General features: G+C 58.5%; 20 protein-coding genes and 1 pseudogene. 14 read left to right on the forward strand and 7 right to left on the reverse strand.

The features are described from left to right. Positions 1 to 249: 249 nt before the first annotated feature. The 11 genes from MMG91_RS15315 to MMG91_RS15365 all read left to right on the forward strand — a co-directional run bounded on the left by MMG91_RS15315 (position 250) and on the right by MMG91_RS15365 (position 12,800). Complete coding sequence (locus tag MMG91_RS15315; RefSeq protein ID WP_305446722.1) at positions 250 to 1,101, forward strand: MIP/aquaporin family protein; 852 nt, start codon at positions 250 to 252, stop codon at positions 1,099 to 1,101. Positions 1,102 to 1,177: 76 nt separating this feature from the next. Continuing rightward, positions 1,178 to 2,683 (forward strand): glycerol kinase GlpK, encoded by a 1,506-nt coding sequence (glpK, locus tag MMG91_RS15320; RefSeq protein ID WP_007898522.1) that lies wholly within the window; start codon positions 1,178 to 1,180, stop codon positions 2,681 to 2,683. 95 nt (positions 2,684 to 2,778) lie between these two features. After that, positions 2,779 to 3,534, forward strand: coding sequence for a DeoR/GlpR family transcriptional regulator (locus MMG91_RS15325; RefSeq protein ID WP_007898523.1), 756 nt, complete (start codon positions 2,779 to 2,781; stop codon positions 3,532 to 3,534). A gap of 293 nt (positions 3,535 to 3,827) precedes the next feature. Next, the gene (glpD, locus tag MMG91_RS15330; protein ID WP_305446723.1) at positions 3,828 to 5,366 is read left to right on the forward strand and encodes a glycerol-3-phosphate dehydrogenase; all 1,539 of its coding nucleotides are present in this window, start codon (positions 3,828 to 3,830) and stop codon (positions 5,364 to 5,366) included. A gap of 449 nt (positions 5,367 to 5,815) precedes the next feature. Beyond that, on the forward strand, positions 5,816 to 6,730 hold the full coding sequence (locus MMG91_RS15335; RefSeq protein ID WP_310660060.1) for a glutamate/aspartate ABC transporter substrate-binding protein: 915 nt from the start codon (positions 5,816 to 5,818) through the stop codon (positions 6,728 to 6,730). 193 nt (positions 6,731 to 6,923) lie between these two features. After that, complete coding sequence (locus MMG91_RS15340; RefSeq protein WP_030128211.1) at positions 6,924 to 7,670, forward strand: amino acid ABC transporter permease; 747 nt, start codon at positions 6,924 to 6,926, stop codon at positions 7,668 to 7,670. Then, positions 7,670 to 8,341 carry an amino acid ABC transporter permease gene (locus MMG91_RS15345; RefSeq protein WP_305449851.1) on the forward strand — a complete coding sequence of 224 codons (672 nt, stop codon included), beginning with the start codon at positions 7,670 to 7,672 and terminating at the stop codon, positions 8,339 to 8,341. Before MMG91_RS15340 ends, MMG91_RS15345 begins: the two co-directional genes overlap by 1 nt. Next, positions 8,338 to 9,072, forward strand: a complete 735-nt coding sequence (locus MMG91_RS15350) for an amino acid ABC transporter ATP-binding protein (RefSeq protein ID WP_038981857.1) — start codon at positions 8,338 to 8,340, stop codon at positions 9,070 to 9,072. Before MMG91_RS15345 ends, MMG91_RS15350 begins: the two co-directional genes overlap by 4 nt. Before the next feature lie 163 nt (positions 9,073 to 9,235). Further along, positions 9,236 to 11,137, forward strand: a complete 1,902-nt coding sequence (locus tag MMG91_RS15355; RefSeq protein WP_305446725.1) for a sensor histidine kinase — start codon at positions 9,236 to 9,238, stop codon at positions 11,135 to 11,137. After that, positions 11,134 to 12,462: a sigma-54 dependent transcriptional regulator gene (locus tag MMG91_RS15360; protein ID WP_310660061.1), complete on the forward strand. Its 1,329-nt coding sequence runs from the start codon at positions 11,134 to 11,136 to the stop codon at positions 12,460 to 12,462. Before MMG91_RS15355 ends, MMG91_RS15360 begins: the two co-directional genes overlap by 4 nt. Positions 12,463 to 12,470: 8 nt before the next feature. Then, on the forward strand, positions 12,471 to 12,800 hold the full coding sequence (locus MMG91_RS15365; protein WP_305449853.1) for a GlpM family protein: 330 nt from the start codon (positions 12,471 to 12,473) through the stop codon (positions 12,798 to 12,800). A gap of 137 nt (positions 12,801 to 12,937) precedes the next feature. Here the strand turns inward: MMG91_RS15365 and MMG91_RS15370 are convergent, their stop codons facing one another. After that, the gene (locus MMG91_RS15370) at positions 12,938 to 13,606 is read right to left on the reverse strand and encodes a DsbA family oxidoreductase (protein WP_310660062.1); all 669 of its coding nucleotides are present in this window, start codon (positions 13,604 to 13,606) and stop codon (positions 12,938 to 12,940) included. Positions 13,607 to 13,663: 57 nt separating this feature from the next. Here MMG91_RS15370 and MMG91_RS15375 point away from each other — a divergent pair. After that, a pseudogene (locus MMG91_RS15375) lies at positions 13,664 to 13,909 on the forward strand (DUF6124 family protein); the annotation flags it as partial. A gap of 88 nt (positions 13,910 to 13,997) precedes the next feature. Here the strand turns inward: MMG91_RS15375 and MMG91_RS15380 are convergent. Further along, on the reverse strand, positions 13,998 to 15,032 hold the full coding sequence (locus MMG91_RS15380) for an alpha/beta hydrolase (RefSeq protein ID WP_310660069.1): 1,035 nt from the start codon (positions 15,030 to 15,032) through the stop codon (positions 13,998 to 14,000). Positions 15,033 to 15,269: 237 nt separating this feature from the next. On the opposite strand from MMG91_RS15380, the gene MMG91_RS15385 reads away from it, so the two are divergent. After that, positions 15,270 to 15,587 carry a hypothetical protein gene (locus MMG91_RS15385; protein ID WP_310660063.1) on the forward strand — a complete coding sequence of 106 codons (318 nt, stop codon included), beginning with the start codon at positions 15,270 to 15,272 and terminating at the stop codon, positions 15,585 to 15,587. 117 nt (positions 15,588 to 15,704) lie between these two features. Here the strand turns inward: MMG91_RS15385 and MMG91_RS15390 are convergent, their stop codons facing one another. Continuing rightward, the gene (locus tag MMG91_RS15390) at positions 15,705 to 18,452 is read right to left on the reverse strand and encodes a YncE family protein (protein WP_310660064.1); all 2,748 of its coding nucleotides are present in this window, start codon (positions 18,450 to 18,452) and stop codon (positions 15,705 to 15,707) included. A 430-nt stretch (positions 18,453 to 18,882) separates the two neighbouring features. After that, a complete protein-coding gene (metE, locus tag MMG91_RS15395) occupies positions 18,883 to 21,195 on the reverse strand; it encodes a 5-methyltetrahydropteroyltriglutamate--homocysteine S-methyltransferase (protein WP_310660065.1) in 2,313 nt (770 codons plus the stop codon). Positions 21,196 to 21,302: 107 nt separating this feature from the next. Here metE and metR point away from each other — a divergent pair, with 107 nt between their 5' ends. Continuing rightward, positions 21,303 to 22,220 (forward strand): transcriptional regulator MetR, encoded by a 918-nt coding sequence (gene metR, locus MMG91_RS15400; protein ID WP_007898547.1) that lies wholly within the window; start codon positions 21,303 to 21,305, stop codon positions 22,218 to 22,220. A gap of 9 nt (positions 22,221 to 22,229) precedes the next feature. Here the strand turns inward: metR and MMG91_RS15405 are convergent, their stop codons facing one another. From MMG91_RS15405 to MMG91_RS15415, 3 genes are read right to left on the reverse strand one after another with little or no spacing between them, the layout of a single operon-like run. Beyond that, entirely contained in the window at positions 22,230 to 22,739 is a 510-nt protein-coding gene (locus tag MMG91_RS15405; protein WP_305503102.1) for a GNAT family N-acetyltransferase, read from the reverse strand. Positions 22,740 to 22,741: 2 nt separating this feature from the next. Next, a complete protein-coding gene (locus MMG91_RS15410) occupies positions 22,742 to 23,380 on the reverse strand; it encodes a LysE family translocator (protein ID WP_310660066.1) in 639 nt (212 codons plus the stop codon). 23 nt (positions 23,381 to 23,403) lie between these two features. Further along, positions 23,404 to 23,838, reverse strand: coding sequence for an NUDIX domain-containing protein (locus tag MMG91_RS15415; protein ID WP_310660067.1), 435 nt, complete (start codon positions 23,836 to 23,838; stop codon positions 23,404 to 23,406). Between the last annotated feature and the right edge of the window lie 112 nt (positions 23,839 to 23,950).

Genomic DNA, 23,950 nt, shown 5'->3' on the forward strand with positions numbered 1-23,950 from the left:
ACACGCCTCTCGCCAGATGAACGATGCAATCATTCACAGGACTAATAGTTTAAATATGACTGATGGTTCACTTTCGACCTTTGACAGCAGTGCTTCTTGTCTATATTTTTTCGAATGTGAACACTGTACGAATGTCTCACCGCAGCACCCGGCAGTAAGCCGAGCACAGGATGGGGATCCTGCCTCGGTGAAAATCGCGCTTTGACCTTGATGAAAAGGCGCCAGACAACAACAAAAACGAGGTTTTCAATGACAACTGCTTTACAACAACCGTCAATCTCCAGCCAATGCATGGCCGAGTTTCTGGGTACTGCACTGCTAATCTTTTTCGGTACTGGCTGCGTTGCCGCGCTCAAGGTAGCGGGTGCCAGCTTCGGACTGTGGGAAATCAGCATCATCTGGGGGGTTGGCGTCAGCATGGCGATCTACCTCACCGCCGGCGTTTCCGGTGCGCACCTCAATCCTGCCGTGAGTATCGCGCTGAGCATTTTCGCTGACTTCGAAAAGCGCAAACTGCCTTTCTATATCTTCTCCCAGGTCGCCGGCGCCTTTTGCGGAGCCTTGTTGGTTTACACGCTGTACAGCAACCTGTTCTTCGATTTCGAACAAACTCACCAAATGGTTCGTGGCACCCAGGCCAGCCTTGAATTGGCCTCGGTGTTCTCCACCTTCCCGAACCCCGCCCTGTCCACCGCCCAGGCCTTTTTGGTTGAGGTGATCATTACCGCCATCCTGATGGGCGTGATCATGTCGCTGACCGACGACAACAATGGCCTGCCAAAAGGGCCATTGGCACCGTTGCTGATCGGCCTGCTGATTGCCGTGATCGGCAGCTCGATGGGCCCGCTGACCGGCTTCGCGATGAATCCGGCCCGCGACTTCGGTCCCAAACTAATGACTTTCTTCGCAGGCTGGGGTGAAATTTCCTTCACTGGCGGGCGCGATATCCCGTACTTCCTGATCCCGATTTTTGCACCGATTGTCGGTGCCTGCCTCGGTGCTGCAGCTTATCGCGGGCTGATTGCCCGTCATCTGCCCAGCGCCATACCTGCTACAAAGGATGCAACACCGGCCATTGACGGCAAACCAAGAACGTCTTGAAACCGTTGGCGCGCGATCTTGCCCATATGGTCCCGCGCCTGACCTCACTTCCTAATTTTCGTCCAAGGCAATCGACATGACCGACATTCAGAATAAGAACTACATCATTGCCCTCGATCAGGGTACGACCAGCTCTCGCGCGATCATTTTCGACCGTGACGCGAACGTGGTCTGCACCGCCCAGCGTGAATTCGCACAGCATTACCCGCAAGCCGGTTGGGTCGAACATGACCCGATGGAAATCTTCGCCACCCAGAGCGCCGTGATGGTCGAGGCCCTGGCACAAGCCGGCCTGCATCACGATCAGGTCGCGGCCATCGGCATCACCAACCAGCGCGAAACCACCGTGGTCTGGGACAAGACCACCGGCCGCCCGATCTACAACGCGATCGTCTGGCAGTGCCGCCGCAGCACCGAAATCTGCCAGCAGCTCAAGCGCGATGGCCACGAGCAATACATCAGCGATACCACCGGCCTGGTCACCGACCCGTACTTCTCGGGCACCAAACTCAAGTGGATCCTCGACAACGTCGAAGGCAGCCGCGAGCGTGCGCGTAAGGGTGAACTGCTGTTCGGCACCATCGACAGCTGGCTGATCTGGAAATTTACCGGCGGCAAAGTGCACGTCACCGACTACACCAACGCCTCGCGCACCATGCTCTTCAATATCCATACGCTGGAGTGGGACGCGAAGATGCTGGAAGTCCTCGACATCCCGCGCGAGATGCTCCCGGAAGTTAAATCGTCGTCCGAAATCTACGGCCACACCAAAAGTGGCATCGCCATTGGCGGTATCGCCGGCGACCAGCAGGCCGCCCTGTTCGGCCAGATGTGCGTCGAGCCAGGCCAGGCGAAAAACACCTATGGCACCGGTTGCTTCCTGCTGATGAACACCGGCGACAAAGCCGTGAAGTCCAAGCACGGCATGCTCACCACCATTGCTTGCGGTCCGCGCGGCGAAGTGGCCTATGCCCTCGAAGGCGCGGTTTTCAACGGTGGCTCCACCGTGCAGTGGCTGCGTGACGAGTTGAAAATCATCAACGACGCCCACGACACCGAATACTTCGCCAACAAGGTCAAGGACAGCAACGGTGTGTACCTGGTGCCGGCCTTCACCGGGCTGGGCGCTCCGTACTGGGATCCGTATGCTCGCGGCGCATTGTTCGGCCTGACTCGCGGCGTACGCGTGGATCACATCATTCGTGCCGCGCTGGAATCGATTGCCTATCAGACCCGCGACGTTCTGGACGCCATGCAGCAGGATTCCGGCGAACGCCTCAAGTCCCTGCGCGTGGACGGCGGTGCAGTCGCGAACAACTTCCTGATGCAATTCCAGGCCGACATCCTCGGCACTCAGGTCGAGCGTCCGCAAATGCGCGAAACCACCGCATTGGGCGCGGCTTACCTGGCGGGTCTGGCGTGTGGTTTCTGGGGCAGCCTGGACGAGTTGCGCGGCAAGGCAGTGATCGAGCGCGAGTTCGAACCGACACTGGACGAAACCGCGAAGGAAAAACTCTACGCCGGCTGGAAAAAAGCCGTCAGCCGCACTCGTGATTGGGAACCGCACGAGGGTGCTGAATAAGCCATGCTGAGGGCTCGTATCAGTATGTAACTGGCAGGGAGTGGATTCGTGCGGCATCATGGGCAAATTTTGCACGGCAGCCCAAAGGAAGCCCCATGAATCTGCCTCCCCGTCAGCAGCAAATTCTCGAACTGGTCCGCGAACGCGGCTATGTCAGCATCGAGGAAATGGCTCAGCTGTTCGTCGTTACACCGCAAACCATCCGCCGCGATATCAATCAACTGGCGGAAGTCAATCTGCTGCGTCGCTACCATGGCGGCGCCGCCTATGATTCCAGCGTCGAAAACACCGCCTACGCCATGCGCGCCGATCAGATGCGCGATGAAAAGCAGCGTATCGGCGAAGCCATTGCCGCTCAGATTCCCGATCACGCCTCGCTGTTCATCAATATCGGTACCACCACCGAATCCATCGCCCGGGCGCTGCTCAACCACAACCACTTGAAGATCATCACCAACAACCTGCACGTGGCCTCGATGCTCAGCGCCAAGGACGATTTCGACGTGCTGCTGACCGGTGGCAACGTGCGGCGTGACGGTGGCGTGGTGGGTCAGGCGAGTGTCGACTTTATTAACCAGTTCAAGGTCGACTTCGCCCTGGTCGGCATCAGCGGCATCGATGAAGACGGCAGTTTGCTGGACTTCGATTATCAGGAAGTACGGGTATCCCAGGCGATCATCGCCAATGCCCGGCAGGTGATTCTGGCGGCTGACTCCAGCAAATTCGGGCGCAATGCCATGATTCGCCTGGGGCCGATCAGCCTGATCGATTGCCTGGTCACCGATCAACAGCCTTCGCCAGCCTTGGCGCAGTTGTTGAGCCAGCACAAGATTCGGCTGGAAGTCGTTTAACCCCCCCACATTTTCGTCGCCTGTACCGACGCCATCGCGGGCAAGCCCGCTCCCACAGGATCTGTACATAATCTGTGGGAGCGGGCTTGCCCGCGATGGCGGCCGCACCCGCAACACACCTCTTGCGCCCTACCGCACATCTAAATGTTCGAAAATTTTCCTTTAACAGCCCTTCGATCAGTATTTTCAATCGAAGATGACTGGCTGTGCGCGTCTTTATGAGCTAATATTTTCGCAAATGAACATTAATGTTCGAATTCCAATATAGAAAATCAAAAGCCCGAGGCCAGCCGATGCCCACTTCTACCTTGCCTTCGCCCCCTCTCGCCGAGGTTTACGATATCGCCGTCATCGGTGGTGGGATCAATGGCGTGGGGATCGCAGCGGATGCCGCCGGTCGCGGTCTTTCGGTGTTCCTTTGCGAAAAGGATGACCTCGCCAGCCACACCTCGTCCGCCAGCAGCAAGCTGATCCACGGCGGCCTGCGCTATCTCGAACATTACGAATTCCGTCTGGTGCGCGAAGCTCTCGCCGAGCGCGAAGTACTGCTGGCCAAGGCGCCGCACATCGTCAAACAGATGCGCTTCGTGCTGCCGCACCGCCCGCACCTGCGTCCGGCCTGGATGATCCGCGCCGGCCTGTTTCTTTATGATCACCTCGGCAAACGGGAAAAACTCGAAGGTTCGAAAAGCCTGAAGTTCGGCCCGGACAGCGCCCTGAAAAGCGAAATCACCAAAGGCTTCGAATATTCCGATTGCTGGGTCGATGACGCTCGCCTGGTCGTGCTGAACGCCATGGCCGCCCGCGAGAAAGGCGCTCACGTCCATACCCAAACCCGTTGCGTCAGCGCCCGTCGCACTAAAGGGCTGTGGCACCTGCACCTGGAACGCGCCGATGGCAGTCTGTTTTCGATCCGCGCCAAAGCGCTGGTGAATGCGGCCGGCCCGTGGGTCGCCAAGTTCATCCGTGACGACCTGAAGATGGAATCGCCGTACGGCATCCGTTTGATCCAGGGCAGCCACCTGATCGTGCCGAAGCTATATGAAGGCGAACACGCGCACATTCTGCAAAACGAAGATCAGCGCATCGTCTTCACCATTCCATACCTGAACCACTTCACCCTGATCGGCACCACTGACCGCGAATACACCGGCGACCCGGCGAAAGTGGCAATCACCGAAGGCGAAACCGATTACCTGTTGAAAGTGGTCAACGCCCACTTCAAGAAGCAACTCAGCCGCGAAGATATCCTGCACAGCTATTCCGGCGTTCGTCCGCTGTGCAACGACGAATCCGACAACCCGTCGGCCGTCACCCGCGACTACACCCTGGCGTTGTCGGGCAGTGGCGAAGAGGCGCCGCTGCTATCGGTGTTCGGCGGCAAACTGACGACTTACCGCAAACTCGCCGAGTCGGCGCTGGCGCAACTGGCTCCGTACTTCACGCATATCAAGCCAAGCTGGACCGCCAGCGCCACCCTGCCTGGCGGCGAAGACATGACCACGCCGCAGGCTTTGAGCTCGCGGATCCGCGACAAGTTCGACTGGGTACCCACCGAGATCGCCCGACGCTGGGCCACCACTTACGGCAGCCGCACCTGGCGCATGCTCGAAGGTGTGGATAGCCTCAGTGACCTGGGCGAACACATCGGCGGCGGTCTCTACACCCGCGAAGTCGATTACCTGTGCAGCGAAGAATGGGCAACCACCGCCCACGACATTCTTTGGCGCCGCACAAAGCTTGGGTTGTTCACCACCCCGGCGGAGCAGCAAAAGCTCAAGGATTACCTGAATAAGGTCGAACAGAACCGTAGCAAGATCGAAGCGGCCTGATCGGTAATCCGGTTGAAACAAAGCCCCTGAATCTCACGATTCAGGGGCTTTTTATATTCCGAACACACCTCGATCCCCCTGTGGGAGCCGGGCTTGCCCGCGATGACACCAGCACAGCCGCTAATAATGTCGACTGACACACCGCTATCGCGGGCAAGCCCGCTCCCACAGGGTTTGAGCAAGACCCAAGATTGTATTCGGTTTTCCGAACGCGACTTGTCGGTCGATTCGGTTAACCGGATTATCCTTGGCAAAAATTAACGCTATAAATATTTAATACCTTTATAAATCAATAACTTGATCTATACCGCCTGGCCTGGCACGAGTCATGCTCTACACTCTTGGACGAATGTCCGCTGCGCCAACCCTTCAGGAGCCGGCAAGCATTCGAAGCACAAAAAAGGGCCGATGAACTGGCTCCATATAAAAACAATGTCGAGGAAAATTTGATGCGCATCGTTCCCCATCTCCTGGGCGCAGCCATTGCTGCCGCTCTGATTAGCACTCCAGTTTTCGCAGCCGAACTCACCGGCACACTGAAGAAGATCAAAGAGTCCGGCACCATCACCCTCGGGCATCGTGACGCTTCCATTCCGTTTTCCTACATCGCGGACGCTTCCGGCAAACCGGTTGGCTACTCCCACGATATCCAGCTGAAAGTCGTCGAAGCCATCAAAAAAGACCTGGACATTCCCAACCTTCGGGTCAAATACAACCTGGTGACCTCGCAAACCCGTATCCCGCTGGTGCAGAACGGCACCGTGGACCTCGAGTGCGGCTCCACCACCAACAACGTCGAACGTCAGCAGCAAGTGGACTTCTCCGTCGGTATCTTCGAAATCGGCACCAAGCTGCTGGCCAAGAAAGATTCCCCGTACAAAGACTTCGCCGACCTTAAAGGCAAGAACGTCGTGACCACCGCCGGCACCACGTCCGAGCGCATCATCAAGTCGATGAACGCTGACAAGCAGATGGGCATGAACGTAATCTCCGCCAAAGACCACGGCGAATCCTTCCAGATGCTGGAATCGGGGCGCGCCGTGGCTTTCATGATGGACGACGCCTTGCTGGCCGGTGAAATGGCCAAGGCCAAGAAACCGACCGACTGGGCCGTGACCGGTACTCCACAGTCTTACGAAATCTACGGCTGTATGGTTCGCAAGGGCGACGCGCCATTCAAGAAGGCTGTGGACGACGCCATCATCGCGACCTACAAATCGGGCGAGATCAACAAGATCTACGAAAAATGGTTCATGCAGCCAATTCCGCCAAAAGGCCTGAACCTGATGTTCCCGATGAGCGAAGAGCTCAAGGCTCTGATCGCCAATCCGACCGACAAAGCGGCTGACGAAAAGAAATCCTGATTTCTGACTAACCTTATCCCCTGAGATGGCCTGCGCCTTCTCAGGGATTTGTCACTCCCTGCTGGCATTTTTGGAAACACTCGAACCGGTGGTTGTCGAGCCGCTCGTGTGTGCCTGATCGTCATGATCAGGCGGGAACGGAGATTCCCCAGGCGGGCATTTGTAAATCGAACGAATCCGAGGGGAGACCCTAATGAATTACAACTGGGACTGGGGCGTGTTCTTCAAGTCCACCGGCGTGGGCAGCGAGATTTATTTCGACTGGTACCTCTCCGGTTTGGGCTGGACCATCGCCATTGCCGTCGCAGCCTGGATCATCGCGCTGCTGCTGGGCTCGATTCTGGGCGTCATGCGCACGGTGCCGAACCGCATCGTATCGGGCATCGCGACCTGCTACGTCGAACTCTTCCGTAACGTGCCGCTGCTGGTTCAGCTCTTCATCTGGTACTTCCTGGTGCCCGACCTGCTGCCTGCGGACATCCAGGAGTGGTACAAGCAAGATCTCAACCCGACCACCTCGGCCTTCCTCAGCGTCGTCGTGTGCCTGGGTCTGTTCACCACCGCTCGGGTTTGCGAACAAGTGCGCACCGGTATCCAGGCGCTGCCTCGCGGCCAGGAATCCGCTGCCCGCGCCATGGGTTTCAAGCTGCCGCAGATTTACTGGAACGTGCTGCTGCCCCAGGCTTATCGCATCATCATTCCGCCGCTTACCTCGGAATTCCTGAACGTATTCAAGAACTCGTCCGTGGCATCGCTGATCGGCCTGATGGAGTTGCTCGCGCAGACCAAACAGACCGCCGAGTTCTCCGCCAACCTGTTCGAAGCCTTCACCCTGGCAACGCTGATCTACTTCACGCTGAACATGGGCCTTATGCTGCTGATGCGCGGTGTCGAGAAGAAAGTCGCCGTACCGGGCCTGATCTCCGTAGGGGGTAAATGATGGAATTCGACTTCTCGGGCATCATCCCTTCCCTGCCGGGCTTGTGGAACGGCATGGTCATGACCCTCAAGCTGATGGCCTTGGGCGTGGTCGGCGGGATCATCCTCGGCACGATCCTGGCCCTGATGCGCCTGTCCCACAGCAAACTGCTGTCGAACATCGCCGGCGCCTACGTTAACTACTTCCGTTCGATTCCATTGCTGCTGGTCATCACCTGGTTCTACCTGGCGGTGCCGTTCGTTCTGCGCTGGATCACCGGTGAAGACACCCCAATCGGCGCATTCGCTTCGTGCATCGTGGCATTCATGATGTTCGAAGCGGCGTACTTCTGCGAAATCGTCCGGGCCGGCGTGCAGTCGATTCCCAAGGGCCAGATGGCTGCTGCCCAGGCATTGGGCATGGGCTACGGCCAGATGATGCGATTGATCATCCTGCCGCAAGCGTTCCGCAAGATGACCCCGCTGCTGCTGCAACAGAGCATCATCCTGTTTCAGGACACCTCGCTGGTTTACGCGGTGGGTCTGGTGGACTTCCTCAATGCCTCGCGCGCCAGTGGCGACATCATCGGCCGCTCCAATGAGTTCCTGATCTTCGCCGGTTTCACATACTTCATCATCAGCTTTGCCGCCTCGCAGCTGGTCAAGCGTCTGCAAAAAAGGTTTGCCGTATGATCTCTATCAAGAATGTCAACAAGTGGTATGGCGACTTCCAGGTACTGACTGACTGCAGCACCGAGGTCAAAAAAGGCGAAGTGATCGTGGTGTGCGGGCCGTCCGGTTCCGGCAAATCCACCCTGATCAAATGCGTCAACGCGCTGGAACCGTTCCAGAAAGGCGACGTGATCGTCGATGGCACGTCCATCGCCGACCCGAAAACCAACTTGCCGAAACTGCGTTCGCGCGTGGGCATGGTGTTCCAGCATTTCGAACTGTTCCCGCACCTGAGCATCATGGATAACCTGACCATCGCGCAAATCAAGGTGCTGGGCCGCAGCAAGGAAGAAGCCAGCAAAAAAGCCCTGCAACTGCTTGAGCGCGTCGGCCTCTCCGCCCACGCCAAAAAGCACCCGGGCCAGCTTTCTGGTGGTCAGCAACAGCGTGTGGCGATTGCCCGTGCGCTGGCGATGGACCCGATCGTCATGCTGTTCGACGAACCGACCTCGGCGCTGGACCCGGAAATGGTCAACGAAGTGCTCGACGTGATGGTGCAACTGGCCCACGAAGGCATGACCATGATGTGCGTGACCCACGAAATGGGCTTCGCCCGCAAGGTAGCGGACCGGGTGATCTTCATGGACCAGGGCAAGATCATCGAAGACTGCAAGAAAGAAGAGTTCTTCGGCGACATCAACGCCCGTGCCGAGCGTACACAGCACTTCCTCGCGAAAATTCTGCAGCACTAAACATCGGACGCCGCTCCCCCTGTGGGAGCTGGCTTGCCTGCGATAGCGGAGTGTCAGTCGACATCATCATTGACAGACCGACCGCTATCGCAGGCAAGCCAGCTCCCACAAGGATCTGTGGTGACCTATAGATTTGTGTTGTGGTTGACCCAAGGCATCTGTGATGAAATGCGACTCCACCCTCTATCGCGCCGCGCCGCCATCACTCGCCGTGAAACCCCGTTTGATTCGCCATCTGTTCCTGCCGCCGCTGGTCATCGCCCTGATGATCGGATTGGGTTACATCGGCTTCTGGGTCAGTGAACACTACGGAATTCGCAGCCTCAGCGAGAATGGCCAGCGTCAGCTGGAACTGCACGCCCGCGCCGTCGAGAGCGAGATCAGCAAATACACCTACCTACCCAGCCTGCTGGAACTTGAATCCAGTGTTTCAAAACTGCTGGCCGACACATCGCCGGAACACCGGCAGACGGTCAACGAATACCTTGAAGGCCTGAACCGGCGCAGCCGCAGTCGGGCCATTTATGTGATGGACACCACCGGTCGCGTACTGGCCACCAGCAACTGGCGCGATGTCGACAGTTATCTGGGTGAAGACCTGTCCTTCCGCGCCTATTTCCAGAACGCCGTGCGCGGTCAGCCGGGGCGATTCTATGGTATTGGCAGCACCAGTGGCGAACCCGGCTATTACCTGGCTCATGGCCTGGAAGAGCACGGCAAGATCATCGGCGTCGCCGTGGTCAAGGTTCGCCTCGAAGCCATGGAAGAACGTTGGCAGCGCGCGCGCCTGGAAGCCTTCGTCAGCGACGAGAACGGCATCATCATTCTCTCCAGCGATCCGGCGCGGCGGCTTAAATCGGTTGTGCCATTGAGCGAGGAAACCAAGGAAAAGCTGGCCCGTAGCCTGCAGTACTACTGGTTTCCACTGAACGAACTGCAACCGCTGGCGCGGGAGAAACTGGCCGAAGGCGAGGAAAAGCTGACCTTCCCCGCCAACAGCGAATTGATGTCCGATGAAGAGAACATCAGCTACCTCTCGCAAACCCGGCCGCTGAGCGATACCCCATGGAATTTCACCCTGCTCACCCCCCTGCAGGATTTGCGGCGTGAAGCGATCAATCAGGGGATTCTGGTGGCGGTGGCGTTTGCCCTGGTGGCGTTTCTGCTGATTGCCTGGAACGAGCGGCGCAAGGTGATCGCCACCCGCCTCGCGGCGCGCGAAGCCTTGCAGGAAGCCAACAATCAGCTGGAGCGTCGGATTACCGAACGCACCACCGACCTGCGCGCCAGCAACGAACGGCTCAAGGGCCAGATCCGCGAACGTCGGCAAGCGGAAGAGACGTTGCGCCGCGCCCAGGATGAATTGGTCCAGGCCGGCAAACTGGCCGCCATCGGCCAGATGTCCACCAGCATCGCCCACGAATTGAACCAGCCGCTGGCCGCCTTGCGGACCTTGTCCGGCAATACCGTGCGTTTTCTGGAACGCGGTCAGCTGGATGTGGCCAGCACCAACCTCAAGACCATCAATGAACTGATCGACCGCATGGGCCGGATCACCGCCAGCCTGCGTTCCTTCGCCCGGCGCGGTGATGACAAGGGCCAGGCCAGCTTTGGAAAAGCCGTAGACGCCGCCCTGCAATTGCTGGGCAGCCGGATGGAAAGCGCGCACCTGCAATTGCACCGCGACCTCGAAGATGTACAGGTGCAGATCGACCAGACCCGTCTGGAGCAAATCCTGGTCAACCTGATCGGCAACGCGCTCGATGCCATGCAGTCGCAACCCCAGCCGGCATTGTGGCTCGAAGGCGAGGAATTCGACGGCAAATATCGTCTGCGGGTACGCGACAACGGCCACGGCATCGATGCCGAAGCGCGCAAGCATCTGTTCGAACCGTTCTTCACCACCAAACCCGGCGAACAAGGCCTGGGCCTCGGCCTGACGCTTTCAGCCAGCCTGGCCGCCGCCACCGGCGGGCATCTGGGTGTCGAACACCCGGCCAGCGGTGGTACCACCTTCGTCCTCAGTTTACCGTTGGTAAGCCCCACTCCCGCCGAGCCAATATGAACAACGACCTTAGTGTGCTGATCGTCGAAGACGACCCCCATGTCCTGCTGGGTTGCCAACAGGCGCTGACCCTGGAAGACATTCCCTGCGTGGGCGTCGGCAGCGCCGAAGAAGCGCTGGAGCGGGTCGGCGATAACTTCGCCGGCATCGTCATCAGCGACATCCGCCTGCCGGGCATCGATGGCCTGGAACTGCTGACCCGGCTCAAGGCCCGTGATCGCAGCCTGCCAGTGGTGCTGATTACCGGCCACGGCGACATCTCCATGGCTGTCGGCGCGATGCAGAAAGGCGCCTACGATTTCATGGAGAAACCCTTCTCCCCGGAACGCTTGGTGGACGTCGCCCGCCGCGCGCTGGAGCAACGCAGCCTGGCGCGGGAAGTGTCGTCGTTACGTCGACAACTGTTCGAGCGGGATTCGCTCGAAGGCCGGATCATCGGGCGTTCACCCGCGATGCAGAACCTGCGGGAACTGATTGCCAACGTCGCCGATACCTCGGCCAACGTGCTGATCGAAGGCGAGACCGGTACCGGTAAAGAATTGGTTGCGCGCTGCCTGCATGACTTCAGCCGCCGGCACAGCAAACAGTTCGTCGCGCTGAACTGCGGTGGCCTGCCGGAGAATCTGTTTGAAAGTGAAATTTTCGGCCACGAGGCCAACGCCTTCACCGGTGCCGGCAAGCGGCGGATCGGCAAGATCGAACACGCCGATGGCGGCACGCTGTTCCTTGACGAAGTGGAAAGCATGCCGCTGCCGTTGCAGATCAAACTGCTGCGGGTGTTGCAGGAACGTACCCTTGAACGCCTCGGCTCGAACCAGAGCGTGGCGGTGGATTGCCGGGTGATTGCCGCGACCAAGTCCGATCTGGATCAATCGAGTAAGGCCGGCGAGTTTCGCAGCGACCTGTATTACCGCCTGAACGTGGTGACTCTGGAATTGCCGCCGCTGCGCGAACGCCGTGAAGACATCCTGCAACTGTTCGAGCATTTTTTGCAGCAGTCATCCCTGCGCTTCGACCGCGCGGTGCCGGAGCTGGACAATCAGACTGTATCGATCCTGATGAGCCATGACTGGCCAGGCAATGTGCGCGAATTGCGCAACGTCGCCGAACGCTTCGCCCTCGGCCTGCCGGCCTTCAAAAAATCCGGTGCCAGCGGCAACAATCAGGGCCTGGCCTTCGCCGAAGCGGTGGAAGCCTTTGAACGCAACCTGCTCAGCGATGCCTTGCAGCGCAGCGGTGGCAACCTGACCCAGGCCAGCCTGGAACTGGGAATGGCCAAGACCACATTGTTCGACAAAGTGAAGAAATACGGGCTGAGCCATTGATGGACCTGATTTTCAAAGCAACCCTGGGCGCGGCGGTGGTGGTGATACTGGCCATGCTGGCCAAGACCAAAAACTATTACATTGCAGGCCTGGTGCCGCTGTTTCCGACCTTTGCGCTGATCGCCCATTACATCGTCGGCAAGGGGCGCTCGCTGGATGATTTGAAAACCACCATCGTGTTTGGCATGTGGTCGATCATTCCGTACTTCGTCTACCTGGCGACCTTGTATCTGATGGTCGACCGGATGCGCCTGGAGGCTTCACTGGCGGTGGCGGCGGTGGCGTGGTTGATGGCGGCGACGGTGCTCGTGACTGTCTGGGTTCGCCTTCACGGCTGACCGCGATCTTCTGTAACTGATCGTTCCCACGCGCAGCAAAGGAATGCAGCCCGTGACGCTCCGCGTCACTGGACGCGGAGCGTCCCTAGAGGCATTCCCACGCAGAGCGTGGGAACGATCGAGTGTGTAACGTCAGTTCAACCGTTGACCGTTCCGCCCTTGGCTTCACTCATGATCTGGCGAATAGCACCGACAAACGTCTCCACCGGCTGCCCGCCACTGACGGCATACTGCCCGTTGAATACCACCGTCGGCACCGAATTCACGCCGCGCGATAACCACAACTGTTCTTCTTCGCGAACCTCTTTGGCGAATTCATCGGAGGCCAGAATCGCCTCGGCCCGCTGCCGGTCCAGCCCCACGCTTTCGGCGATCCGGGCCAATTGCCCGTGATCGGACGGATTGCCACCCTCGGTGAAATACGCCTTGAACAGCGCGTCTTTCAGGTTGAACTGCAACCCTTCCAGCCCCGCCCAATGCAGCAAGCGATGAGCATCGAACGTGTTGTAGATGCGGCTGTTGCCGTCCGTGCGAAAGGCAAACCCGACCTCGGCGCCGCGCGCGCGGATCATTTCGCGGTTCTTCTGCGATTGCTCAGGGGTCGAGCCGTACTTTTCGCTGATGTGTTCGGTGATGTTCTGGCCTTCGGGGCCCATCTTCGGGTTCAGTTCGAACGGCTGGAAACGGATCTCGGCCTGGACTTCGTCGCCGAGCAAATCCAGGGCACGGGTCAGGCTATACAGACCGACAACGCACCAGGGGCAGGACACGTCGCTGACGAAATCGATTTTCAGGGGGGTACTCATCATTTACCTCGCAGGCTTGAATCGCGCCGGAAAGTTTGAACGATACACCCGCAGGCTGAGCCTGTGTGGCCCAAAGATACCCCACGCAAACCCAGCACCCTTTACCTCATCGCCCCCGACGCCGATAACGAAACCCTGCTGGTCAACGCCTGCGAATCGCTGGCGGCGGCGAGCGTGATGTTGAGTGATTTCGCGGGGCTGCTGAACGGTCCGCAGCGCAATACCGTGCTCGGCATCCAGAACTCCGTCATGTTGGGTGAACTGGCGGTGAACCGGATGCTGGATAACTTCGCTCCAACGTAAGACAGCCTCCCCTGTAATTGAGGCGCTTTTGTGGCGAGGGAGCTTGCTCCCTCGCCACAAAAGCCTGCTCCCACATTGGATTTGGGTGTTATAGAAGATTGCGTTCGGCCACCGGATCGATCTGTGCCCAATGCGAGGTGTCTTCTCGGTGGGCCTGCAAGTACGGCAACACTGCCGCCAATAACGGCGCTTTGAACGCCTCTTGAAAACGATGAGCCAACCCCGGAATCAGCTTCAACTGACTGCCACGGATATGCGCAGCCAGGTGCACGCCATGCATCACCGGCAACAACGGATCGGCGGTGCCGTGAACCACCAGCGTCGGTACCCGCAGCTGGTTGAGCAGCGCCACGCGGCTGCGTTCGGCGAGGATCGCCATGATCTGGCGCTTCACGCCTTCAGGGTTAAACGCCCGGTCATAGGATTGCGCCGCCTGCTGCAACAACGCCTGCCGGTCATCACCCACCGCCGGGCTGCCCAGTGCAGCCAGTAAATCGGCCTGTTGCTCCAGCGCCACCTCGCGATTTGGTGCGCCGCGTCGCGCGAGTAACTGCACCAGCGCCGCACTCGGCGCCGGCAAACCTTCGGCACCCGAACTGGTCATCAGCAACGTCAGGCTCTCGACACGCTGCGGTGCCATGGCCGCCATATGCTGGGCGATCATCCCGCCCATGCTCGCACCCAATACGTGGAATTGCTTGACGTGCAAGGCATCCATCAGTCCAAAGGCATCGTCCGCCATGTCGGTCAAGGTGTACGGCGCCGATACCGGCAAGCCGAGTTTGTAGCGCAGCACTTCGAACGTCAGGTTGGCGTCGACAGGCGTCTGCCGCCAAGTCGACAGGCCAACATCGCGATTGTCATAGCGAATCACCCGAAATCCCTGCTGACACAGCGCAACCACCACCTCGTCCGGCCAGTGAATCAACTGCCCGCCCAGGCCCATCACCAACAACAACGCAGGGTCCGAGGCACGGCCAATGCTCTGGTAGGCCAGGCTCACCTGCTCCAGATCGACCCGCTCGGTCGGAACATTGACATCGCAACGAGATGCCGCAAGAGACGGAAAATTGAACAATACAGCGGCCAGAAAGACCGCTGTGGATAAAAATCGTGCACGCATGAAAAACACCGAAACGCAGAACTCCAGTAGAGCGCGAGTCTGATGAAGTTTGTTCAAGCGCGCTGCCACAGTTACGTGACAGTTTGATGAAGATTGCTGAATGGTCATTTCCGGGCACAGCGTATTGATCGGCACCGGTGGCGAGTGGATGTCGTAGACGCCCGGACCGATGTAACGGTTAACCAAACACGTCCAGACCGGAGCCACAATTGAAGTCAGACAAAAAACAGGACGGGGTTGTTTAAGCCATCCCCCGAGCAACAAATCTTCGACGCTATAAAGCGCATCAGCGTCAGGTCACACAGGGCTGAGCTCACATCCGAAGTCACCCTGCTGAATGGACGCCTCAGCGAAGCCAATGCCGTTGAACCCCTGATGGCGGGTATCGACAAGATGGCGACAGTTTGCAGCATTGAGTTGCAATCAGTCTCTAACGCGCCGTCACTGCTCCGGTTCGCGCGTTCTTTCGTGAATGGAGAACCTCATGACCGCTTCCCCTCCTACCTCTCGATGGCGACGTTTGACACAATCAAGCTGTACATGGGCCACGGTTAAAGTCGCCTGTACCGGAATGGAGATGTCGCTTAAACATCTCCATTCTCTGTTTCTTTATTCCTCCCGTTTTTCCCAAGTGCTATGCACAACGCCCCTGCAGAAATCACTCGCCGCAATTCATTCCCACTGCTGATGAGGATCTATATTTTCCAGCTCCGGAAAATTCATGTTACCCAGCGTCAAATCACTTGCTGCCAGATAATCACTCTGAAGGGCTGTTACCGTAGAGCCTGCGCTGTCGCAAACATATAGGCGCGAGTCGTCAGGACTGATCGCAAGCCCGCGTAAATGTCCGGCGGCTGGAATATAGTGAGTACTGAAGGTGAGTGTATTAATGGCCAGTATCTTTTGAGTTGCCCAGAGTGAAACATACAAAAATGTGCCATTTGAATTAATCACAATATGCATTGCATAGGAGTCGACGGACAGGGTTCGAATTACTTTATGTGTGACGGTGTCGATGACGGATATCAGGAGCGCATCCATATGAGCGACATAAAGATAACGATTATCCAGGCTTAATACACAAGTCCATGGTCCTTTTGCGACCGGAATGTTGTGAATAACATTTTGGGTTGCGGTGTCGATAATCGATACATAGCTTTGAGGGTAATAGATGCAGATATAGAGGAATTTTCCATCTTTGGTAAAAGCGCCTCCTTGTGGCCGTTCACCTACAACAACAGGGCGAACGACGGTGGTTGTTGTATTTATCAGGGAAATGGTCGTTGTCCCTTCATGGCTGATGTAGAGTTCGGTTCCACTCGGGTTGAGCGCGATATGTGATGGGACCGGAGCCGTCGTGACCGTTTTGACCACGCGCCCTGTAAGGGACTCGATGAACGACACTGTGCCGCCGCTGTATGAGTGGGTGACGTAAATAAAGACGTCGTCCAGACTGACAGCAATGTAAGCGCACTGTTTGCCAATATTGAAGTAATTTATTGGCCTGTTTGTGGATGTTTCAATGACGCAGATAGTCTTGGAAGGCGGACTGGTAACATATGCCTTAGTACCGTCATGGCTCATGGCAACTACATAAGGCAGGAGGCCCAATTCGATTCTGCCTGGAGTGGCATATGACTGAATCAAAACGTCCGCCGTTCCTGTCTGAGTCGCGTAGGTGGCGGTAAGACGTTCAGTCGCCGGGCGGCGCGCCCCTTTTACTCCGCTGACAGTGATCAAGCCGAAAGCATCTGTGATGAACTCTCGCACACCGGTACCACCGTCGGCGTAGTTGAATCCGTTGGGGAGGGCGACTGACACTATGGCCTCTGCGACAGGCTGTGTCTCTGTTCCTATACGAATAATGACATTCTTCAGTCGTCCGGCAGGCGCGATGAGATAAGGGCCGTTGATAAATGTCGGTATCGCTGACATTTTCAATACCGTCAGTGATAACTCCAACGAAGGCGTCTCCACTCCATTACTGATCAGAACCCAACGCAACCTGAGGTCTTTGCCCTGATGCTCTGTGAGAAGCGCGGAGCTGAGAGTGAAGTTGGCTCGTTTGTTATTGTTTAACCTAACCGTCGCAAACTCCGGTGTACCGGGAAGTGCATTGAGCGCCTCGAGTCGCGCCTCGTCCCCATCGTGTGCGGTCAAATGTTCGACTCGCACCCTTACTCCATCCGGATAAAGTGACGGTTCGATCGGGTTCTTGGCCGGTGCCACCAGAAATGGCGGCTGCAGATCAATGGGGTTGTCCCCTATCACCCGCGCCGCGGCGGTTTTGGAGCTGCCGATCAGCGTGCTATTCCTGAGTTGCTCATACGTCACCGTCACCGTGCTGCCGGCAACCACCTTGTCGTTGGGCACCTGAAGAATGCAGGGTTTTTTCTGCCCGAACTCGTCGGCTTCAATGATCCCGCTCACCGGCACCACAACGTCTGGTTTTCCTTCGAGCTTGGCGGTGTAGGTGGCGTTGATCGCGTCTCCCGTCTGAAAACGATCGTCAGCCGTCACGACGATCACCAACAGCGGATTACCCGCCAGTTTTTCCAAATCGATGAGGCCCGGATCGTCGTCAGGATCGTTCTGAATTTCCCGCAGAATCGGAGCCGGCAGGCGAGTGCCGGCCAGATCTTCGTCCACGGTCTGCGAGGCCGACCACACCGCATCGGTGTCCGGCGTGTTGCCGAGCTGGTCGGTGACGGTGTAGGAAAAGTCGAGTTTACCACTCGGTCTTTTAGCGCTTTCCAGGTAGGCGCGGGTCACGGTGAAGTACACTGTGATCGGGAGCGGCGAACCCGGATCCGGCGGCTGGGGTGCTTCGAACTTACCGACCTGATAGGTCATGAGTTCGCCGTTGCACTTCAAACTGATGCGGTCGTAGGCCCGGCAATAGGGGTAGGACACGCACACCTGCGCGCTGACGAAATCCGGGCCGACGCCGTTCTTGATCGCGTCGGGTAACAGTAGCTCGAGCTCCGAATGCCCGTCGATTTCGGGTTTGGTGTCTTTCAAACCGGGGCGGATCTTGTTGTAGAGCAGGGTCAGCGGTGGTGCGGAGGTGCCGATATTCTGGCTGCCGCGTTGGATGGAGTAGACCAGCTCGTTGACCCGGTTAGGATGCAGTCGGCCTTTCGGAATGCGCAGGGTGGTGGTGGCATTTACGTCGACAATGATTTTGGACTCGAGAACGGCGGTCTCCCCGACCAGCCACAGCGCCATGACATCGCCGGGATTCATCGTGCCCGACAGCGGCGGATCGACCTCGACAGTGGCGCCCCCGCCATCGATGACCAGGTCGTAAATCACCATCGAGATGCCTATGTCGGCGCCTTCGACCGGTCGGGTTGCGCCCAGTACGCGGGGCAGATCGAGGGCCAGTACAATGTTTTCGGGAGATTCGAGGAGGGTCATGGCGGCTGCTCCTGCATGGGTTGTTGTACAGGTGCCATGAAATGATGGCGACGGGCCTCTGCCTACTGTCAGATCTGACAGTTGCGACGAGTGGTCGCGAGGTAAGTGCAGAACTTTGTGGCTGTCCCCTCGCCACAGCGCTTCAAGATCAAAAGATCGCAGCCTGCGGCAGCTCCTACAGATTCGGTGTTCGCCGCCATACCGCAGTCGACACAACACCTGTAGTAGCTGCCGCAGGCTGCGATCTTTTGCTTTTTCGGGCTAACCCTGCGGATCAAGATTATCGGCGGCTTCGTGGAGTTTTTGGAGTCGAGGGATTCGTAGGGGGATGCCGGATCGGTTTCCGGTGGGTTGGGTATTGGTTTGAACATGTGAAGCTTTTTGATGAACCGCCTCTGATTCCAGAGGCGGTTTTTTGTCAGTCGGCCAATCAGGCCAACTGGCTACGCAACTGCCGCGCCGCCGCGACCATGTTCACCAGTGCGGCTTCTGTTTCCGGCCATGCGCGAGTCTTCAACCCGCAATCCGGATTGACCCACAACCGCTCCGCCGGAATCCGCTTCACCGCTTTGTTCATCAACTTCACCATCTCGGCCGTGTCCGGCACCCGAGGTGAGTGGATATCATAGACGCCCGGGCCGATGTCGTTCGGGTAGTCGAACGCTTCGAAGGCCTCCAGCAATTCCATGTCCGAGCGTGAGGTTTCGATGGTGATCACGTCAGCATCCATGGCGGCGATGGACTCGATCACGTCGTTGAATTCGCTGTAGCACATGTGGGTATGAATCTGGGTTTCGTCGCGCACACCGGATGCACTCAGGCGGAAGGCTTCTACCGCCCAGTCGAGGTATTCCTGCCATTGCGCCCGGCGTAGCGGCAGCCCTTCGCGGAACGCGGCTTCGTCGATCTGCACGATTTTGATGCCGGCGTTTTCCAGGTCCACCACTTCATCGCGCAAGGCCAGGGCCAGTTGCTGCGCCTGAACTTTTCGCGAAACGTCTTCGCGCGGGAACGACCACATCAGCATGGTCACGGGGCCGGTGAGCATGCCTTTCATGACCTTGTCGGTCAGGCTCTGGGCATAGGTGATCCAGTCGACCGTCATCGGCGTCGGACGGCTCAGGTCGCCATAAATGATCGCCGGTTTGACGCAGCGCGAACCGTAGCTCTGGACCCAGCCGAACCGGGTGAACAAGTAACCGTCCAGTTGTTCGGCGAAGTACTCGACCATGTCGTTGCGCTCGGCTTCACCGTGCACCAGCACGTCCAGGCCCAGGCGTTCCTGGATTTGCACGGCGTGGCGGATTTCGCTGTGCATGGCATCGGTGTAATCGTTGGCCGACAGCTTGCCTTGCTTGAAGGCCTGACGCGCCAGACGGATCGAACCGGTTTGTGGGAACGAGCCGATGGTGGTGGTCGGGAACGCCGGCAGTTTCAGCCGTGCCTGTTGTTGTGCGATGCGTTTGGCAAACGGCGAATGGCGTTGGCTGTCTGCCGCGCCGATGGCGTTGATTCGGGCCTGCACATCCGCTTTGTGGATACGCGGAGATTGAGCGCGACTGGCCGCAATGGCGCGACTTTCAGCCAGTGCGGCTTGCACTTTGGGCGCTTGCGGGTCGTTGAGGGCATCACGCAGCACGGCGATTTCACCGCACTTCTGCACGGCAAACGCCAGCCAGCTTTTCAGTTCCGGGTCGAGTTTGTCTTCACGCGCAAGATCCACCGGGCTGTGCAGCAGCGAGCAGGAACTGCTGACCCACAGGTTATCGCCGAAGCGCTCCTGGGCAAATTGTAGTTGGGCCAGGGCTTGCTCCAGTTCGCAGCGCCAGACGTTGCGGCCGTTGACCAGACCCACCGAGAGAATCTTGTAGGTGGGCAGACGATCCAAAACCTGGCCGAGCTGATCCGGCGAGCGCACTGCGTCGATGTGCAAACCTTGTACAGGCAGGCCGACAGCCAGACCGAGGTTGTCTTCCAGGCCACTGAAGTAAGTCGCCACGAGTTTTTTCAGCGGCGAGTATTGAAGGATGTGATAGGCGCGTTCGAAGGCGTTTTTCCAGGCTTGTGGCAGGTCGAGGGTCAGGATCGGTTCGTCGATCTGCACCCACTCCACACCTTGAGCAGCGAGGCGGCCGAGGATTTCGCCGTAGATCGGCAGCAGGCGCTCCAGCAGGTCGAGTTTGTCGAAGCCATCACCCTTCGCCTTGCCCAACCACAGGTAAGTCAACGGGCCGATGATCACCGGTTTGACGTTGTGGCCCAGGGCTTTGGCTTCGTCGACTTCATCGAACAGCTGTTCCCAGCTCAGTTTGAATTGTTGGTCTGCGCTGAATTCCGGGACCAGGTAGTGGTAGTTGGTGTCGAACCACTTGGTCAGTTCCTGAGCATATTGCGCCTTGCCATGTTCACCGCCGCAGCAGGCTGCGGTAGCGCCACGGGCCATGGCGAACAGGGTGTCGAGTGTCGGCAGGCCGCGGGCATCCTTGCTATTGTCGAAGCGCTCGGGGATGACACCGAAGGTCAGGGAGTGAGTCAGTACCTGGTCGTACCAGGCGAAGTCGCCTACGGGCAGCAGATCGATGCCGGCGTCTTTTTGCAATTGCCAGTGGGTGGCGCGCAATTGGCGGCCGACGCTTTTCAATGCGTTCTGATCGAGGTCGCCCTTCCAGTAGGCTTCGAGGGCTTTTTTCAGTTCGCGGTCTGCGCCGATGCGCGGGAAACCTAGGGTATGGGCCAATGCCATGATGAGAATCCTCCCTGTAAAAGATGCGCTATTGTCGACAGCCCACCCAACATGAGACAAACTCAACCTTTTCGTGTTGATCACAAGTTTTCCTCATGGAGCCCCCGGTGCTTGAAATCCGTCACCTGAAAACCCTGCACGCCCTGCGCGAAGCCGACAGCCTGGTGGATGCGGCCGACCGCTTGCACCTGACCCAGTCGGCGCTGTCACACCAGTTCAAAGAGCTGGAAGAACGCATGGGCATGCCGCTGTTCGTGCGCAAGACCAAACCGGTGCGCTTCACCAGTGCCGGCTTGCGCCTGCTGCAACTGGCCGACGCCACTCTGCCGTTGCTGCGCGGCGCCGAGCGTGACATTGCGCGACTGGCCGGTGGCACTGCGGGGCGTTTGCACATGGCGATCGAGTGCCACAGTTGCTTCCAGTGGCTGATGCCGACCATCGACCAGTTCCGCGATGCCTGGCCGGAAGTCGAGCTGGACCTGGCCTCCGGGTTCTCCTTCGCCCCGCTGCCGGCACTGGCCCGAGGCGACCTGGACCTGGTGGTGACCTCCGACCCGCTGGAACTGGTCGGGATCACTTACGTGCCGTTGTTCACCTACGAAGCCATGCTCGCGGTGGCTAACCAGCACCGCTTGGCGAGCAAGCCGTACATCGTGCCCGAAGACTTGCTCACGGAAACCTTGATCACTTACCCGGTGGAGCGCGATCGGCTGGACATCTTCACCCGCTTCCTGGAGCCGGCCGACATCGAACCGGCCCAGGTGCGCACCTCGGAACTGACGGTGATGATGATGCAACTGGTGGCCAGCGGTCGCGGCGTCTGCGGCATGCCCCATTGGGCGCTGCATGAATACAGTTCACGGGGTTATGTGAAGGCCAAGCGGCTTGGCGAGAAAGGTTTGTTCGCGACGCTTTACGCCGGGATTCGCGCCGACATGCTGGATGCGCCATACATGCGCGACTTTTTGCTGACGGCCAAGGACACGTCGTTTTCGACGCTGGATGGGGTTAGTGCGGTGCGATAGAGCAACCGATCAAGGCTCAGGGGTAATCTCGCGCCACATATGGATCTTGTCGAAGTAGTCTTCGCCGACTCGCACCGCTAATGGTTCCAGACCGAACTGCACGAAACCGCAACGCTGATACAGCTTGAAGGCGGCTTCATTGCCGGCGGTGACGGTCAGCTGGATCAGCCGCAAGCCCTGACGGGTCTGCGCTTCGTCCAAAACGGCCTGAACCAGTTGAAAGCCAAGGCCACGCTGCCGAACCTTGCCTGTCACGTACATGCCAAACAACGTCGCCTTGTGCCGGGCCTTTTCCCGAGGTTCAAACGCCAGGCCGACGATGCCTGCCAATTTGCCCTCTTCGAACGCCCCGAACACTACATCCAGCTTGCTGCTCAGCCGCGATTCCCACCAACTCAGCGGCATCGTCGCGCGCTCGCGCACCGTGGAAGTGAACGCCTGAGGATGCAAGTCATAGGCCTCAAGCATCAGCGCCCGGTAATCCAGGGCATGGCTGGCATCAAGCCGTTGAATCCACATCTTCAGGCCGCTCGCCGCTGCTCAAGCATCAAGCGCACCGCCAACCCGGACAGCACAAAGCCCATGAAGTAACGCTGCATCGCCAGCCAGTTCGGGTTGTTGACGAACCAGGACGCGATGCCCGCGGCAAACAACGCGATCAGCAGGTTGACGCTGAAACTCACGCTGATCTGGGTCAGGCCGAGGACGATACTTTGGGTGAACACCGAACCGTGCTCAGGGGTAATGAACTGCGGAAACACCGACAGGTAAAACACTGCAATCTTCGGGTTCAGCGCGCTGGTGAGAAAGCCCATGGTGATCAACTTGTGCGACGAATCCGCCGGCAGCTGCTGCGCCTCGAACGGCGAACGCGCACCGGGCTTGACCGCCTGCCAGGCCAGCCACAACAGGTACAGCGCACCGGCCCACTTCAGCACTTCGTAGGCCACCGGCACTGCCATAAACACCGCGGTCAAACCCGCGGCGGCCGCGAACAGGTGCACTAAAAATCCCGCGACCACGCCGAGCAACGAAGTCACTCCGGCCTTGCGCCCCTGGCAGATTGAACGAGAGATCAGGTAGATCATGTTCGGCCCGGGCGTGAGCACCATCAGCAGCGCCGCAGCGGCAAAAATCAGCAAGTCTTGAAGCGGAATCATAGGCACTCTCCATCCCTGGACGATCAGGCGGTTGCGATCAGTGAAGCTCGATAAAACGGCAAGATCAGGTCCCGTGTCAATGGCGCCAGCGGGACATCGCCGTCGGTGGCCGGATCGATCCAGCGCACTTCTTCAATCTCTGCTGCCGGGGAAACGTGCGCATCGATGGTCAGCTGAAAGAGTTCGGCCTGTACGACATAACCCGGCTCATTGGCGGCCGGTGCCGAGAACTGTCCCAGGTAGGCGGCATGCGTCGGATCGATGACCAGCCCCAACTCCTCTTCCAGCTCACGGGCGAGGGCATGGACCGGTTGTTCATGGGCCTCGATCTTGCCCCCCGGCTGCATGAACGCCTCGGTACCGCGCTTGCGCACCAGCAGGGTGCGACCGTCGGGGCCGATCAGCAGGGCAGCGGCAATGCGGATGAGGCGGGGCGAAGCGGCGGATGAATGCGTCATGGATCGTGATTGGCCTTGGGTAAAAGCAGCAAGGATCACATGCGCGATGGTTCTTCGTCACGCCGAAAAAACTCCCTGTAATTGAATGGACTCGCCCACGCCGAGGCGTCTA

This window comes from Pseudomonas sp. JL3 (genome assembly GCF_031570575.1).
Taxonomy (GTDB): domain Bacteria; phylum Pseudomonadota; class Gammaproteobacteria; order Pseudomonadales; family Pseudomonadaceae; genus Aquipseudomonas; species Aquipseudomonas cucumis.